The organism is Zhengella sp., from assembly GCF_041397485.1.
Lineage (GTDB): Bacteria > Pseudomonadota > Alphaproteobacteria > Rhizobiales > Rhizobiaceae > Zhengella.
The window spans coordinates 137177-152188 of sequence record NZ_JAWKWO010000005.1 but is presented as its reverse complement, the minus strand read 5'-3'; the positions used below and the strand labels follow the sequence as shown (position 1 = coordinate 152188).

Annotated in this window: 15 protein-coding genes; 9 read left to right on the top strand and 6 right to left on the bottom strand. The window is 65.3% G+C overall.

Features of this window, described 5'->3' with window-relative positions; all coding sequences use genetic code 11:
• Window positions 1–9 precede the first annotated feature (9 nt).
• Window positions 10–1851 carry a monovalent cation:proton antiporter-2 (CPA2) family protein gene (locus R3D65_RS15625; protein WP_371276189.1) on the bottom strand — a complete coding sequence of 614 codons (1842 nt, stop codon included), beginning with the start codon at window positions 1849–1851 and terminating at the stop codon, window positions 10–12.
• A 143-nt stretch (window positions 1852–1994) separates the two neighbouring features.
• Here R3D65_RS15625 and R3D65_RS15620 point away from each other — a divergent pair, with 143 nt between their 5' ends.
• From R3D65_RS15620 to lpxK, 6 genes are all read left to right on the top strand, one after another.
• Window positions 1995–3341, top strand: a complete 1347-nt coding sequence (locus R3D65_RS15620; protein WP_371276188.1) for a TldD/PmbA family protein — start codon at window positions 1995–1997, stop codon at window positions 3339–3341.
• On the top strand, window positions 3328–4128 hold the full coding sequence (locus tag R3D65_RS15615) for a 3'(2'),5'-bisphosphate nucleotidase CysQ (RefSeq protein ID WP_371276187.1): 801 nt from the start codon (window positions 3328–3330) through the stop codon (window positions 4126–4128). The genes R3D65_RS15620 and R3D65_RS15615 overlap by 14 nt, the downstream gene beginning before the upstream one ends.
• Window positions 4129–4207: 79 nt before the next feature.
• Window positions 4208–4447, top strand: a complete 240-nt coding sequence (locus tag R3D65_RS15610; RefSeq protein ID WP_371276185.1) for a DUF4170 domain-containing protein — start codon at window positions 4208–4210, stop codon at window positions 4445–4447.
• Between the two features lie 5 nt (window positions 4448–4452).
• Window positions 4453–5223 carry a lysophospholipid acyltransferase family protein gene (locus tag R3D65_RS15605; RefSeq protein ID WP_371276184.1) on the top strand — a complete coding sequence of 257 codons (771 nt, stop codon included), beginning with the start codon at window positions 4453–4455 and terminating at the stop codon, window positions 5221–5223.
• The gene (gene waaA, locus R3D65_RS15600; RefSeq protein WP_371276183.1) at window positions 5220–6545 is read left to right on the top strand and encodes a lipid IV(A) 3-deoxy-D-manno-octulosonic acid transferase; all 1326 of its coding nucleotides are present in this window, start codon (window positions 5220–5222) and stop codon (window positions 6543–6545) included. Before R3D65_RS15605 ends, waaA begins: the two co-directional genes overlap by 4 nt.
• Window positions 6542–7576: a tetraacyldisaccharide 4'-kinase gene (gene lpxK, locus R3D65_RS15595; protein ID WP_371276182.1), complete on the top strand. Its 1035-nt coding sequence runs from the start codon at window positions 6542–6544 to the stop codon at window positions 7574–7576. The genes waaA and lpxK overlap by 4 nt, the downstream gene beginning before the upstream one ends.
• A gap of 15 nt (window positions 7577–7591) precedes the next feature.
• On the opposite strand, the gene R3D65_RS15590 is transcribed toward lpxK, so the two are convergent.
• The 5 genes from R3D65_RS15590 to R3D65_RS15570 form a co-directional block, all read right to left on the bottom strand.
• Window positions 7592–7819, bottom strand: coding sequence for a DUF2093 domain-containing protein (locus R3D65_RS15590; protein WP_371276181.1), 228 nt, complete (start codon window positions 7817–7819; stop codon window positions 7592–7594).
• 65 nt (window positions 7820–7884) lie between these two features.
• Window positions 7885–9723: a DNA mismatch repair endonuclease MutL gene (gene mutL, locus R3D65_RS15585; RefSeq protein ID WP_371276180.1), complete on the bottom strand. Its 1839-nt coding sequence runs from the start codon at window positions 9721–9723 to the stop codon at window positions 7885–7887.
• A gap of 51 nt (window positions 9724–9774) precedes the next feature.
• Window positions 9775–10164 (bottom strand): group II truncated hemoglobin, encoded by a 390-nt coding sequence (locus tag R3D65_RS15580; RefSeq protein ID WP_371276179.1) that lies wholly within the window; start codon window positions 10162–10164, stop codon window positions 9775–9777.
• A gap of 4 nt (window positions 10165–10168) precedes the next feature.
• The gene (locus R3D65_RS15575; RefSeq protein ID WP_371276178.1) at window positions 10169–11155 is read right to left on the bottom strand and encodes an SLAC1 anion channel family protein; all 987 of its coding nucleotides are present in this window, start codon (window positions 11153–11155) and stop codon (window positions 10169–10171) included.
• Window positions 11156–11253: 98 nt separating this feature from the next.
• Entirely contained in the window at window positions 11254–11733 is a 480-nt protein-coding gene (locus R3D65_RS15570; RefSeq protein ID WP_371276177.1) for a MarR family winged helix-turn-helix transcriptional regulator, read from the bottom strand.
• 205 nt (window positions 11734–11938) lie between these two features.
• Here R3D65_RS15570 and R3D65_RS15565 point away from each other — a divergent pair, with 205 nt between their 5' ends.
• The 3 genes from R3D65_RS15565 to R3D65_RS15555 all read left to right on the top strand — a co-directional run bounded on the left by R3D65_RS15565 (window position 11939) and on the right by R3D65_RS15555 (window position 14871).
• The gene (locus R3D65_RS15565) at window positions 11939–12418 is read left to right on the top strand and encodes an Lrp/AsnC family transcriptional regulator (RefSeq protein ID WP_371276176.1); all 480 of its coding nucleotides are present in this window, start codon (window positions 11939–11941) and stop codon (window positions 12416–12418) included.
• 212 nt (window positions 12419–12630) lie between these two features.
• The gene (locus R3D65_RS15560; protein WP_371276175.1) at window positions 12631–13680 is read left to right on the top strand and encodes a TRAP transporter substrate-binding protein; all 1050 of its coding nucleotides are present in this window, start codon (window positions 12631–12633) and stop codon (window positions 13678–13680) included.
• 138 nt (window positions 13681–13818) lie between these two features.
• On the top strand, window positions 13819–14871 hold the full coding sequence (locus R3D65_RS15555) for a TRAP transporter substrate-binding protein (RefSeq protein ID WP_371276174.1): 1053 nt from the start codon (window positions 13819–13821) through the stop codon (window positions 14869–14871).
• Window positions 14872–15012 lie beyond the last annotated feature (141 nt).

The following is a 15012-nucleotide window of genomic DNA, read 5'->3' as shown; positions in this document are numbered from 1 at the left end:
GGGCCGCATTCAGGCGTTGGCGCCGACGGTATGGGGATTGGCCGGTTTTTCCGGATCGCGCCCTTCCGGGTCATCGTCAAGCCGCTTGCCTTCGCGCACCGGCTTGATCAGCGGTTCCGGCGTCACCGGCCGGGTGTGCAGCTTGTCGCGGCCTGCATAGAGCCCTTCGACCTGCTGGATCGCCAGCCGCTCCTCGTCGCGCTTGCGGACATCGTCCTGGATTTCCTGCGCGCGGGCCTCTTCCACTCCCAGCGCCTCGATGGTCTTGCGGCCGAACAGCAGGCCGGATTCGAAGGTTTCACGCGCCTCGTAGTCCACGCCGCGCGCCCGCAAGGCCAGCGTGTGGGTTCGGTCATAGGCCCGGGCGAAAATCTTCGCGTTAGGGTATTCCGACTGGATCAGGTCGATGATCCGGTCCGTGATTTCCCGCTTGTGCGTGCAGACCGCGACGATCTTGGCGCGCCGGATGCCCGCCGCCTCCAGCACATCCTTGCGCGTGCCATCGCCGAAATAGATGCGGAAACCGAATTTCTGCGCTGCCCGCACCCGGTCGGCGGAATGGTCGATGATGGTCACGTCGCGCCCGCTCGACAGCAGCATTTGCGAGGCGATCTGCCCGAAACGCGAGAAACCGACCATCAGCACGTCGGCTCCGGCGCCATCGAAATCCTCGTCCATTTCCTCCGCTTCGTCCGCGCGCACCATGCGCTTGGCCAGCATCATGGAAAGCGGCGTCAGCGCCATGGACAGCGTCACGATGGCAATCAGGATCGATGCCGTGGATGTGGTGAACAGACCGCTGGCCGCCGCGATGGAGAACAGCACGAAGCCGAATTCGCCACCCTGCGGAATGAGCAGGGCCACGCGCATGGCATCATTGTGATCGGAGCCGAAAATCCGGCACAGAAGGTAATTGATCGCTGCCTTCAGTACCAGCAGGCCGAGCGTGGCTCCGGTGATCAGGAACAGGTTGTCCCGGATCACGCCAAGGTCGACCGAAAGCCCCACGGCGATGAAGAAAAGGCCCAGCAGCAGGCCGCGGAAGGGCTCGATATCTGCCTCCAGCTCGTGGCGGTAGCTGGATTCGGCCAGCATGACGCCGGCCAGGAAGGCGCCCATCGCCATGGAGAGCCCTGCCCATTGCAGCAGCATGCCCGACCCGATGACGACGAACAGCGCCGCCGCGATCATCACCTCGCGCGCACCCGTGTTGCCGATGAAGCGGAAGGCCGGATTGAGCAGGTAGCGCCCGGCGAGGATGACGCCGGCCACGGCGGCCACGGCAATGCCGGCATCCAGCCAGATATTGCCCGGAGCGTCGGGCGAATAGGGCGCGAGGAAGGAGGCGAGCGCCAGCAGCGGCACGATCGCCAGGTCCTGGAACAGCAGGATCGAAAAGCCCGTCTGGCCCCAGCGGGTGTTCGTGGCGCCATTCTCGTCGAGCAATTGCAGCGCAAACGCGGTGGAGGACAGCGCCAGGCCGAATCCGGCGATCAGCGCGCCATTGGCCGGCAGCGAGCCGAAGAGCATGAGCAGACCGTAAATGGCCATGCCGGCACCCAGAACCTGCGCCAGTCCGAGCCCGAAAATGGCGCGCCGCATGGCCCACAGACGCGCCGGCTTCAGTTCCAGTCCGATGATGAACAGCAGGAAGACCACGCCAAGTTCCGCCACATGGAGGATCTCCTCGGCATCCGCGATCAGCCGGGCAATCGGCCCGATGACGATTCCCGCCGCAAGATAGCCGAGCACCGTGCCCAGCCCGATCCGCTTGAAGACCGGCGCCGCGATGACGGCGCCGCCGAGCAACAGCAGGGCTTCGGCGAAGAGCGAGGTGGATTCGGTGGCCATGATCTGTCTGCATTTCCCTGTTTGCCCCGGTGCCATTGATTGTTGCAGGCCGCGCCAATAGATGAAACAGGAAAGTTCAGACGGCCCGGCCGGTGGTCAGGGGCCGTGGCAAGGCGGCGGCAGTGCCGCATCGAAGGATGGTCATGACGCAAACCCCACGCGACACGAGCGAACTGGAAACCCGTGTACAGGTGCTTGTCGATGCCGCGCTGAAAGCCGGCGCGGATGCCGCCGACGCCGTTGTTGTGCGCGGCGGTTCGACGTCGGTTTCGGTGCGCCTGGGCAAGGTGGAGAACACCGAATCCTCGGCCAGCGATGATGTATCGCTGCGTGTCTTCTGCGGCCGCCGCGTCGCCAGCGTTTCCGCGACGACCGGCTATGATCCCGCCCGCCTCGCCGAACGCGCCGTGGCCATGGCGAAGGCGTCGCCCGAGGATCCCCATGCCGGTCTTGTCGAGCCGGACCTGCTGGCTCGCGACATTCCCGATCTCGACCTGTTCGACCCTTGCGAACCCGCCGCTGCCCGGATGGCCGAGACCGCCCTGGCGATGGAGGAGGCGGCCATGGCTGTGCCGGGCGTCACCAATTCGCTCGGCGCAGGCGTTGGCGCCGGGTTTGGCGGCCTGGTTCTCGCCACCTCGCACGGCTTCCTGGGCAGCTACCAGTCAACCCGCTTCTCGCGCTCGGTTTCGGTGCTCGCCGGTGAGGGAACCGCTATGGAGCGCGACTACGATTTCTCATCGCGCCAGCATTTCGCCGACCTGGAGACGCCCGAGGCCATTGGCCGGCGTGCCGGCGAGCGCGCGGTCCGGCGCCTCGGCGCCCGCAAGGCGAAGACAGGGCCGGTCACGGTCGTCTTCGATCCGCGCGTGGCGCGCGGCCTGGCCGGTTCACTGGCCGCCGCCATCAACGGTGCCGCCGTCGCGCGCAAGACCTCCTTCCTGCGCGACCGCATGGGCCAGGCGGTCGCTTCCGCGGCGATAACCCTGACCGATGAGCCGCGCCGCGTGCGTGGCCCGGCATCGCGACCCTTCGATGGCGAGGGCGTGGCCGGCGAACCGCTGGTCATGGTCGACAAGGGCGTGCTTCAGCATTGGTTCCTGGCTTCGTCGGCGGCACGCGAGCTGGGGCTGGTGACCAATGGCCGCGGGGTGCGCTCGGCCTCCTCCGTCACGCCGGCATCGACCAATCTGGCCATCGAGCCGGGCGATGCCTCGCCCCAGGACCTGATCGGCTCGCTGAAATCCGGCTTCTACGTCACGGAAGTGATCGGGCAGGGCGTCAACATGGTCACCGGCGACTATTCGCGCGGCGCATCCGGTTTCTGGATCGAAAATGGCGAACTGGCCTGGCCGGTTTCCGAGGTCACCATTGCATCCAACCTGAAGGACATGTTCATGGCCATGACGCCGGCCAATGATCTCGACCGGTCCTTCTCCACCGCCGCGCCCACCCTGCTCGTGGAGGGCATGACGCTTGCCGGCGACTGAAACACCCCTGACCGGCCTTGATGCCGACCTGGCTTTGCTGCGCGATGCCGCGAGCGAGGCCGGCCGCATCGCGCTGCGCTATTTCCGCCGCGATCCCGACGTGTGGATGAAGGCTGGCGATTCGCCTGTCAGCGAGGCCGATATCGCCGTCGACCGGTTTCTCCGCGATTCGCTGATGGCGGCGCGCCCCGGGCACGGCTGGCTTTCCGAGGAAACCGCCGACGACCTGGCGCGCCTCGGCGCCCGGCGTACCTTTGTCGTCGATCCCATCGACGGAACACGGGCTTTCGTCGAGGGGCGTGACGTCTGGTGCGTTTCCGTCGCCATTGTCGAAAACGGTCATGCGCTGGCCGGCGTGCTGGATTGTCCTGCCCTCGGAGAGGTTTTCGAGGCCACTCTGGGCGGCGGCGCCCGCAGGAACGGCATGGCGCTTGCCGTCAACGGCCGGCGGGACCAGCCGGTGGTCGGCGGCCCGGCCTGGATGACAAGGTCCCTGCCGGAGGAAACGCGCCGTCGCATGCAAAAGGTCTCCCACGTGCCTTCGCTGGCCTATCGTCTCGCCATGGTGGCGGACGGGCGGCTGGATGGCACCTTCATCCGGCCCGACAGCCACGACTGGGACATCGCCGCGGCCGGATTGATGCTGCGCGAAGCCGGCGGCGCGCTGTTCGGCGAGGATGGCACGGCCCCGCTGCTGGCGACCCGTGATCCGCGCCGCGGCCGCATGGCCGCCGGTTCCCCGGCCATGGTTCCGCAAATGCTGGAAGCCCTGCGTTCCATGTCTTGAAAACGCCGCGGCGTGGTTTCATTTGAACCGCGTTTATGCTCTATGCGACGTCAATCATGCCTTTATGGAAAGTGTTCCCATGACCGATGCACCGGAAAAGAAACAGCTTCTCCACCTTGTCTTCGGCGGCGAGCTGAAAGCCCTGAACAGTTCCGAGTTCCGCGATCTCGACGCACTCGACATCGTCGGCGTCTTCCCCGATTTCCAGTCGGCCCGCGCGGCCTGGCGCGCCAAGGCGCAGGAGACCGTCGACAATGCCCTGATGCGGTATTACGTCGTTCACCTGCATCGCCTCCTGGAGCCGGACGAAAAGGTCTGAGCGGCGTGACGGCAGTGCTGGACAGCTCTGGCGGACGGGCGGTGAAGACACCGGCCGGCAAGCGCCTGTGGGTCGCCATTCGCGGGCCCCTTGCGCGCTCCCCCACCGTCAAGCGCATCCTGGCCCGTCTCATCTATGGCTGGATCGCGCTGGTCTACCGGACCAATCGTCTGGTGGCGGGGTCTGACGACCTTTCGCAACTCGGTCTTGACGGGCAGAACATGATCGCCACCACCTGGCATGGCCGTCATTTCATGTTCGCTTGCCTGAACCGTCACCGGGTTCCACTGACCATCATGGTCTCCCGGTCCGCCGATGCGGAGTTGAATGCCATGGTGCTTAAATTCGGCGGCATCGCCACAGTGCGCGGCTCGGGCGGACGTCCCGGTGCCCGGTCCGCCGGCAAGGGCGGCGCCGGTGCCCTGATCCGGATGAAGCGTCTGCTCGATGCCGGCCAATGGGTGGGCATGGTCGCCAATGTCATAAAGGGCCCGGCCCGCGAGGCCGGCATGGGCGTCATCACGCTGGCGCGCATTTCCGGCCGTCCGATCCTGCCTGTGGCCTACCAGACCAGCCGCCGCAAGGTGCTGGAAAAGGCGTGGGACAAGTCGGTGATAAACCTCCCCTTCGGCCGCGCCGCCGCGGTGACGGGCGAACCGGTATTCGTGGCCGCCGATGCCACCCAGGACGAGATGGAGGCCGCCCGCCAGCAACTGACCGGCGAGTTGAACCGCATTCATGCGCGCGCTGAAGCGCTTCTGGAAGCGCGGGCATGAGCGACCGTCTCGCCCGCTCGATCCTCTGGTCGTATCGCTGGCTCGGCTGGGCCGCCTATCCGCTGGTGGGCGGCTATATCGGCTGGCGCGCGGCCAAGGGCAAGGAGGATCCCCGCCGCCGCAGGGAGCGCTACGGGATCACCCGCACGGCCCGTCCGGACGGCCCGCTTGTGTGGATACATGCCGCCTCGGTCGGTGAGATGAGCGCCGTTTCGCCACTGGCCGAGCGGATCGCGGCCCTGGGCGTCAATATCGTCCTGACAACCGGAACGGTCACCTCTGCGCGTATCGCAGGCGACCGCTTTTCCGGCAACATCATCCATCAATACGTGCCGCTGGATCTGAAGCCGGCGGTGTCGCGCTTTCTCGGCCACTGGAAACCGGACCTGGCGATCATCGCGGAATCCGAGATATGGCCGATGACCATTCTGGAACTGGGCGCCCGCCGGGTGCCGCAGGTCCTGGTCAACGGCCGCCTTTCCGACCGCTCCTTCAAGGCCTGGAGTAAACGCTCCTGGCTGGCAGAGGCGCTGCTGGAAAACCTTGCGCTGGTCATGGCGCAGTCCGATGTCGATGGCGAACGCTACCGCAAGCTTGGCGCCCGCCCGGTCATCGTCACCGGCAATCTCAAGGTCGATACGGAGGCCCCGGCCGTGGATCTGGGCGAGCTGGAAAGGCTCACCGACGAAATCGGCCGCCGCCGCACGTGGGCGGCCATTTCCACCCATGATGGCGAGGAGGCGATCTGCGCCGATGTCCACCAGGTGCTGGCGCGCCGCCATGCCGGCCTGCTGACCATCATCGTGCCGCGCCATCCCGCCCGCGCCGATGAAATCGAGGCGCAGTTGAAGGCAGCCGGCCTGAAGATCGCGCGGCGCAGCCGTGGCGATGCCGTCAGCAACGAAACCGACATCCTCCTGGGCGACACGATCGGCGAGATGGGGCTCTACCTGCGGCTGACCGACATCGTCTTCGTGGGCAAGTCGCTGACCGGCGAGGGGGGGCAGAACCCGCTGGAACCCGCCATGCTCGACACAGCGATCCTGTCGGGCAAGAACGTCCAGAATTTCCGCGAGAGCTATCAGCGCCTCATCAAGAATGGGGGTGCGAAGCTCGTCAAGGACAAGGACATGCTGGCCGGCGCGGTCAACTATCTTCTTGGCAATGACGAGATGCGCAACACCATGAAGAAGAATGCCCGCCGCACGGTGGAAACCATGCGCGGCGCGCTGGCCCACACCATGCGCGGCCTTGAGCCCTTCATCCATCCGCTTGTCGTGGAAGCAAGGCTCGATCGCGGCAGGCGGGACGCCGGGGAATGATCGGGGACGCGCCGCCCTTCTGGTGGAGCAGGCCGGGATGGCAGGCGCTGGCCTTGCAGCCCCTTGCCTGGCTCTATGGCCGGGCGGCTGGCTGGGCGATGGAGCGTGCCCGCCCCGCTGCCGTGCCGCTTCCCGTCCTTTGCATCGGCAATTTCACCGTGGGCGGATCGGGCAAGACACCGGCGGCCATCGCCATGGCAAAGGCCGCCGTGGCGGCAGGGTTGAAACCGGGTTTCCTCAGCCGTGGCCATGGCGGAGCATCGTCTTCCCCCCACCTGGTCGATCCCGCACATGACAGTGCCCGCCATGTCGGCGACGAGCCCATGCTGCTGGCCGCCCATGCACCCGTTGCCGTCACGCCCGACCGCAAGGCCGGTGCGGCCTTGCTGAAGGCGCAGGGATGCGATTTCGCCATCATGGATGACGGCTTCCAGAGCCGCCGTATCCGTTTCGATTTCGCCTTGCTCGTGGTCGACAGCCGGCGCGGGCTTGGAAACGGCCACGTTATCCCGGCAGGTCCGGTGCGCGCGCCCGTGGTCACGCAATTGCGCCACGCCGACGCTCTGCTCGTGATGGGAAAGGGCGATGCCGCCGCCCATGCCGTGCGGCTTGCCGCGCGCGCCGCGCGCCCGGTTTTCCACGCCCATGTCGAGCCGGTCGAGCCGGTGCGCTATGCCGGGCGAAGCTTCGTGGCCTTTGCCGGGATCGGCGAACCGGAAAAATTCTATGATACCGTGGAAGCCTGCGCCGGCTACCTCGCCGCCACGCGCAATTTCCCGGATCATCATCTCTATTCCGATGACGACCTTGCCGACCTGCAGGCACTGGAAGCGTCCAATGGCGCGCGGCTCATCACCACCGCGAAGGATGCCGCACGGCTGGCCGGCGGTTCGCCATTGGCAAGGACGGTAATGGAAGAACTCGAGGTGCTGGAGGTCGAGACCGTCTTTGACAGCGCGGGAGCGGCCGAACGGATCATCCGCGAAACGATGGAGGCGTTCCGGGCGCGCAGGGCCAGGGGGCAGGCCTGAACACGCGGGCAAGCCTCAGCGCTTGCGCCATTCCGGATGCGCGTCGAGTTCACGCTGATGTGATACGGCGGCGTCGCGATAGGCCTCCTGCCGCTCCACCGACCAGTATTTCAGTTCGTCCAGCGCGATCGGCTCGCCGGTAACGGCGCAGCGCACGAACGCACCGGGCGACAGCACCTGGTAGTCGCCATCCAGGTAGCGGATGCGGGCTTCGCGGGCGCCGGGTCCTTCGAAACGGTTCATGGATGCCTGCCTTTCATGCCTTTCGTTGACGCCATATTTTCCCCCGCGCGTCAAGGCAATTGGGTTCAGCGGCGCGCAAACAGCTTCTCGATATCGGTCAGTTTCAATTCGATATAGGTGGGCCGGCCGTGATTGCACGTTCCCGATCCGGGCGTTGCCTCCATCTGGCGCAGCAAGGCGTCCATTTCTTCCGCTTTCAGGCGGCGGCCGGAGCGTACGGAGCCGTGGCAGGCCATGGTGGCGGCAATGTGGTCGATACGCTCCTTCAGAAGGTCCGCCGTTTCATTGTCGGCCAGCTCGTCGGCCAGATCGCGGACAAGGCCGGGCACATCCGTTTCACCGAGGATCGCCGGCGTCTCGCGAACCGCCACCGCGCCCGGCCCGAAACGCTCCAGCCCCAGGCCGAAACGGGCCAGCATGGGGGCATGGGCCGCAAGGCGGTCTGCATCCTCTTCCGGCAGATCGACGATTTCCGGCAGCAGCAGCATTTGAGACGGCAGCGGACGCGCGTGGATCGCCTGTTTCAGCGCCTCGTAGACGAGGCGCTCATGGGCGGCGTGCTGGTCCACGATGACCAGCGAATCGCCGGTTTGTGCCACGATGTAATTCTCGTGAATCTGCGCCCTGGCCGCGCCGAGCGGACGTGCCATCTGCTCGGGAGAGGCTTGCGCCATGGCTGCGCGGGCATCCGCCGACGGAGCGGAAACGGTGTCGAAGGCGGCCTGCGCGCGCTCTGCGAAGCCGCCGGCCCGATCGAGCGGCCGGCTCGGCGACGTCGACGGATCGAAGGGCGCGGCGGGGCGTCCGGCTTGCCACGGGCCGTGGCCGGGAAATGGCTGTGCGCTGCCGTCCGTGCCGCCGGGGCGGAAAGCCGCCATCATCGCCTCGGCGGCTCCGGTCGACGGGCGGATGCCCGCGCCGGCCAGCACCTGCCGGATGGCGCCGACGACCAGCCCGCGCACCAGACCCGGATCGCGGAACCGCACATCGGCCTTGGCCGGATGGACGTTCACGTCCACCAGTGCCGGGTCGATGTCGATGAACAGGGCGGCCACGGCATGCCGGTCGCGCGGCAGCGTGTCGGCATAGGCGCCGCGAATGGCCCCGGCCAGCATCTTGTCGCGCACCGGACGGCCATTCACATAGACATATTGCGCCAGCCCGTTGCCCCGCGAATAGGAGGGGATGGAGGTGTATCCCGTCAGCCGGACACCCTCGCGTTCGGCGTCGATTTCCAGCGCGTTGGCCGCGAATTCCTCGCCCATGACCTGCGCGATGCGCCGCATCCGGGCCTCGGGGCCGGTTCCGCAGGCCGCAAGCTCCAGCATGCTGCGATCGGATCCCGAAAGCGAGAAGCGCACGCCCGGAAAGGCGACCGCAATGCGTTTCACCACGTCGCCGATCGCCGTGCTTTCGGCCCGCGCGCTCTTCATGAACTTCAGCCGCGCCGGTGTGGCGAAGAACAGGTCGCGCACCTCGACCAGCGTACCGGGATTTCCGGCCGCCGGGCGCGGCCCGCTCACACGTCCGCCCTCGACCAGGATTTCCGCGCCGTCGCCGCCTTCGCGCGGCCGCGAGCGGATCGTCAGCCGCGCCACCGAACCGATGGAGGGCAGGGCCTCGCCGCGAAATCCCAGCGAGCGGATGTCGAAAATGTCGTCGGAGAGCTTGGAGGTGCAATGGCGCGACACCGCCAGCGGCAGGTCCCCGGCCGCCATGCCGCAGCCGTCGTCGCTGACGCGCACGAGATTGACCCCGCCACCGGCGGTGACCACCTCGATGCGGGTGGCGCCGGCATCCAGGGCATTCTCCACCAGTTCCTTGACCACCGAGGCCGGGCGTTCGACGACCTCGCCGGCGGCGATCTGGTTGATGACGGTCTCTGGCAACTGGCGGATGATCATCCGCGCTTCATACAGGGATTCGGGGGGACGAGGCGAGGGGCCGAATTGCAGCTATCCCTCGCGGTTGCGCATGTGATGGCCGAGCCGTTCGACATTTTGCCAGATTGTCTCGCGCAATTCCGCCTGCTCCACCGTTTCGTCCAGCGCCTGGCGAAAACAGGTGAGCCAGCCGTCGATCTCCGCCGTTCCGATTCCGAAGGGCAGGTGGCGGCGGCGCAGCATGGGCGCGCCGCGCTTCTCGATGAAGGTCTGCGGTCCGCCGAGCCACATCATCAGGTATTCCGTGAACTTTTCCTCGCTCTCGCTGAGGTCTTCCGGGTGGATGGCACGCGCTGCCCGCGCTTCGGCCAGCGTGTCCATCAGCGCATAGAAACGCGCGGTCAGACGCTCGACGGCAGGCTTTCCGCCGATGGCGTCATACAGGCTGATCTTGTCTGTCACGATGTCACTCCGGCTTGCAGATGTCGCCGCGCGCCATGGCCATGCCCGTCCGCACGAGCAGCATGACGATGACCGCGACAAGCAGCCCGTACAGGATGCGCCCGGCCAGAAGCAAGCCTTCCGCGCCCACCGCATGGCCATAGGCAAGCGTGGAGATGGTCAGTGCCGCAAGCGGGAAGGAATAGGCCCACCAGGTGATCATGAAGGGAAGCCGGCTGACCGTGCGGATCTGCGTGGCGAAGACGAGCGCGAACAGGACGCCGCTATAGTAGAGGATGCGGGCGAAGGGATCGATCCCGCCGGTCAGGGCGTTCCAGGAAATGAAGCCGACGGCAGGCGGGGCGATCAGGATCATCAGCGTCGGCATCAGCCGCTCGGGTAGGGGCGCATGGAAGATCAGCCGGTTGAACACCAGCGTCGCCAGGATCACCCAGAACAGGATGCCCACGGAGAAGAAGAACCAGGAGATTTCCGTGTGGCCGAGCCGCATGCCAGCAATCGGAACGAGGATGTTGCCGACGGCGGGAATGAACCAGGCCGGGTTGAGATGCGCCGCCTCGAAGGTCCGGTGTCCGATCCAGGCCGAGACAACCGCCAGCGTCAGCACCAGTTGCAGCGCCGTGCCGACGCTCCAGAAGATCCCGCCCCAGCCATCATGCATCGGCGTGAGTGCGGTGGCGATGAGGATCAGGCTGATGCTGGCTGCGGGAAAGAAGGCGATGCGCACCGGATGGTTCCAGTCGGCGCGGACCGCCTTGGGATATTTCATGGCCTTGGTGCCATAGAGCGCGGCGATGGCCGCGAAAACGAGCCCGGTCAGGCCCAGCAGCAGGCCGGGCGCGACCGTGTGAAACCCGCTGACATGTTCCAGGCGCATGGTGGCCAGGGTCAGTCCGGCAAGCCCCATGACCATGGCAAACAGGCCGACCGGGACGTGTTCGAGACGGGAATGGGTGGCGGCGGCAGCCGGCGCCGTGGCGAGATCGGACATGTTGCTCTCCAACAACTAATATATATGAACATATATTAATCTGTCTGATGCCGTTTCGCAAGCATTCAGGAAAGCGGAAACCCCGTGTCGCCGGCCGCTCAGCCGGCAGCATCGCCGCGCAGGCGCAGGCAGATTTCCAGCCGCGTGAGGCCACGCTCCAGGGCTTGCCAGTCCTCCAATCCCATTTCCGCGATGACCGCATTCTCGTATTCGCGCGCGAAAGGCGCCAGTTCCGCATGGATCGCGCGCCCGGCCCGGGTCAGTTCCAGATGCTCCACGCGCCGGTCGTTCTCGTCGGATTCGCGCTTCAGCCATCCCCGTTTTTCCAGCGCCGCCACGGCGCGGCTGACCTTCGTCTTGTGCTGCGAGGAGTGCGCCACAATGTCGCTGGCCGTGGCCCGGCCGAATTGACCGAGCGAGGCAAGTACCCGCCATTCCGGCCGCGTCATGCCATGGCGCTCGCGATAGATGCGCGAGAAGGACCGGCTGACAAGATCGGCGAGGCGGTTCAGCCGGTAGGGCAGGAAGTCCTCCAGTGCCAGGTCGGCTGCGGTCCCCGTTGGAGGTTTGATGGTCATGCGTGCCAGGCCCTTTTGTCGTTACAAATACAACAGTTGCAATTTCAACAATTGCGCAGCAATGTCAATCGCCGCCCGCTTGCCGCCCGCGACGCCATGTCTGCAGAAGGCGGGTATCCGGTGCCGGAAACGCCAGCCGCCCACTTGCACGAACGACGGCATTTTGCTTCAACCATGCAGGAAACATGCGCCAGAGGGGGTGTAGATGGAGGCGATGGAGGGGGTTGACCGGTTTGACCGCAAGATTCTGGCATTGCTGCAGGATGACGCAAGGCTGACCAATGCAGAGCTGGCCGAGCGGGTGCACCTTTCGCCGTCGCAATGTTCGCGCCGCCGCCAGAGGCTGGAGGAGACCGGCTATATCGCAGGGTATTCGGCCCGCCTGGACCGTGGGAAACTGGGCTTCGGTTTCGTCAACATCATCTCCGTGACGCTGGCCACCCACAACCGGGACAACGCCCGGCGCTTCGCCGAACTCATCCGCCATTTGCCCCAGGTTCAGGAGGCCCATGCGCTGACCGGCGAAATGGATTATCATCTCAAGGTCGTGACCCCGGACCTGAAGGCCCTGTCGGCTTTCGTGAATGATGTGCTGCTTCCGCACGAAGCCGTGGCCCATGTCAAAACCGCCATCGTGCTGGAGACGCTGAAGGACAGCAGCGCGTTGCCGCTGGAAATTCGTTGACCGCTTGGACGGTTTATTGAATGATGCGAACCGGCGCCGACAAGAGCAAGGCGTGGAAGGGGAAGTGGCAGGATTTCGAAGGCATGCAGCAATATAGTGCATAAAAGCGCGATAGCATGTTGCAAAATCCTGCATAAGATGGAATGAATGCAGCCGGCGGCAGGTCATCTGTCTCCGGTTGGGAAGCTAGGAAACCGTAGGGAGGAGTTCCGGTGAAACCAGTATCTCTGAAATCGCTCGCATTGGCCGCCATCGTTGGCGCCGGTGCTGTCATGGGCACGTCGGTCGCGTCTTTCGCGCAGGAGGTGACGCTGAAGCTGCACCAGTTCCTGCCGGCGCAGGCCAATGTCCCGAAATATGTGCTCGACGTCTGGGCCGACAAGGTCGAGGAGCAGTCGGGAAACCGCATCAAGGTGGAGCGCTATCCGTCCATGCAGCTTGGCGGCAAGCCGCCGGAACTGATCGACCAGGTTCGTGACGGCGTCGTCGATGTCGTGTGGACGGTGATCGGCTACACGCCGGGCCGCTTCCCGCGCACCGAGGTGTTCGAACTGCCCTTCATGGTGACGACGGCCGAGCCGGCTTCGCGCGCCTTCTGGGAAATGTTCGAGAAGGACATGAAGGACGAGGAGTTCAAGGACGTCCACATCATCGGCGGCTGGGTCCACGGCCCCGGCGTCATTCACGCCAACAAGGAAGTGCGTGTTCCCTCCGATCTCAACGGCATGAAGATTCGCGGCGCGTCGCGTACGGTCAACATGCTGCTGGAAGAACTGGGTGCCACGCCGGTCGGCATGCCGGTTCCTGCCGTGCCGGAAGCCCTGTCCAAGGGTGTGATCGACGGCACCACGATCCCGTGGGAAGTCACCGCCGCGCTCAAGGTCCCCGAACTGGTGAAGAACCACACCGAGTTCACCGGCCGCGCGCTCTACACCGTCACCTTCGTCCTCGCCATGAACAAGGCGAAGTATGAAAGCCTGCCCGATGATCTCAAGAAGGTCATCGACGACAATTCCGGCATGGAATTCTCCGCATTCGCCGGCAAGACCCAGGAATATTACGATGGTCCGGCCCGTGAACTGGCGGTGAAGGCCAACAACAACATCGTCACGCTGAACGAGGAAGAAACCGCGGCATGGCGTGAGGCGGCCCAGCCGGTCTACGACAAGTGGATCGCCGACATGAATGCCAAGGGCTATGACGGCCAGGCGCTGGTCAACGAGGCCGAGGCGCTGATCAAGAAGTATTCCGGCCAGATGTGATGACCGGACGGGAAAGGCGGCTGTCATGGCCGCCTTTTCTGCCTGCCGGCAAACGCCGGCATCGCCTTTCGAAACCGCCGCACGGCCGTTTCGCAAGGTGATGACAGACACCGGTTCGCAAACCTGGGGAGGAAAGCGATGATGACCCGTTTCCTGATGAAGACGATGACTGCCGCGGCACTACTCGGCGCCACGGCCCTGGGGGTCGCTACCCATGCCATGGCGCAGGATGTGACGCTGAAGCTGCACCAGTTCCTGCCGGCCCAGGCCAATGTTCCCAAGCTGATCCTGGATGAATGGATTTCCCGGGTCGAGAAGGACGCCGGCGGCAAGCTGGAGATCGAGCATTACCCTTCCATGCAGCTTGGCGGCAAGCCGCCGGAACTGATGGACCAGGTGATGGACGGCGTCGTCGATCTGGCCTGGACGGTCAACGGCTTCACGCCCGGCCGCTTCCCGCGTACCGAGGTTTTCGAACTTCCCTTCATGATGACCAATGCCGAGGCCGTTTCGAAGGCCTATTGGGACCTGTTCGAGAAAGAGATGAAGGACACCGACTACAAGGATGTCCACATCATCGCCACCTGGGTCCATGGCCCCGGCGTGATGCACACCAACAAGCCTGTCGAGACAATGGCCGACCTGGAGGGAATGAAGTTCCGCGCTCCGAGCCGCGTCGCGACGCAATTGCTTGAACAGTTGGGCGCGACCGCCATCGGCATGCCGGTCACAGCGATTCCCGAATCCCTGTCCAAGGGCGTGATCGATGGCGCCGTGATCCCCTGGGAGGTGACCGCCTCGCTCAAGGTGCCGGAACTGGTCAAGAACCATACCGAGTTCGCCGATGGCTACGCCTTCTACACGGTCACCTTCACGCTCGCCATGAACAAGGCGAAATATGAAAGCCTGCCGGAGGATATCCGCAAGGCCATCGATGCCAATTCCGGCCGTGAGTTCTCCGCCTTCGCCGGCAAGACCATGGCCGGCGCCGACGCTCCGTCCCGCGAACTGGCGGTCGAGGCCGGCAACAACATCATCACGATTTCGGCCGAAGACAGCGAGAAGTGGAAGGCCGCGGCCAAGCCCGTTTACGACAAATGGGCCGCCGACATGGACGCGCGCGGCATTGACGGCAAGGCCTTCATCGACGAGGCGCAGGCGCTGATCGGCAAGTATACCGCCGGAAACTGACACGTCCGGCCGCCTGCTATACGCAAAGTCAATGGCAGGTGGCCGCTTTCAATTGGCGGACATGGCTGGTATGGCGCATGTCTCGCCCGCATTTCTGCCTCGGCATGGGCAAGAGCCGGGGCAAGGGCAAGGGGAGGCTGA

Coding starts and splice junctions, on each gene's coding strand:
- R3D65_RS15575 (WP_371276178.1), bottom strand. CDS start 11,155: ATGTCCGATCTCGCCACGGCGCCGGCTGCCGCCGCCACCCATTCCCGT.
- R3D65_RS15620 (WP_371276188.1), top strand. CDS start 1,995: ATGACGCAAACCCCACGCGACACGAGCGAACTGGAAACCCGTGTACAG.
- lpxK (WP_371276182.1), top strand. CDS start 6,542: ATGATCGGGGACGCGCCGCCCTTCTGGTGGAGCAGGCCGGGATGGCAG.
- R3D65_RS15570 (WP_371276177.1), bottom strand. CDS start 11,733: ATGACCATCAAACCTCCAACGGGGACCGCAGCCGACCTGGCACTGGAG.
- mutL (WP_371276180.1), bottom strand. CDS start 9,723: ATGATCATCCGCCAGTTGCCAGAGACCGTCATCAACCAGATCGCCGCC.
- R3D65_RS15590 (WP_371276181.1), bottom strand. CDS start 7,819: ATGAACCGTTTCGAAGGACCCGGCGCCCGCGAAGCCCGCATCCGCTAC.
- R3D65_RS15610 (WP_371276185.1), top strand. CDS start 4,208: ATGACCGATGCACCGGAAAAGAAACAGCTTCTCCACCTTGTCTTCGGC.
- R3D65_RS15625 (WP_371276189.1), bottom strand. CDS start 1,851: ATGGCCACCGAATCCACCTCGCTCTTCGCCGAAGCCCTGCTGTTGCTC.
- R3D65_RS15565 (WP_371276176.1), top strand. CDS start 11,939: ATGGAGGCGATGGAGGGGGTTGACCGGTTTGACCGCAAGATTCTGGCA.
- R3D65_RS15555 (WP_371276174.1), top strand. CDS start 13,819: ATGATGACCCGTTTCCTGATGAAGACGATGACTGCCGCGGCACTACTC.
- waaA (WP_371276183.1), top strand. CDS start 5,220: ATGAGCGACCGTCTCGCCCGCTCGATCCTCTGGTCGTATCGCTGGCTC.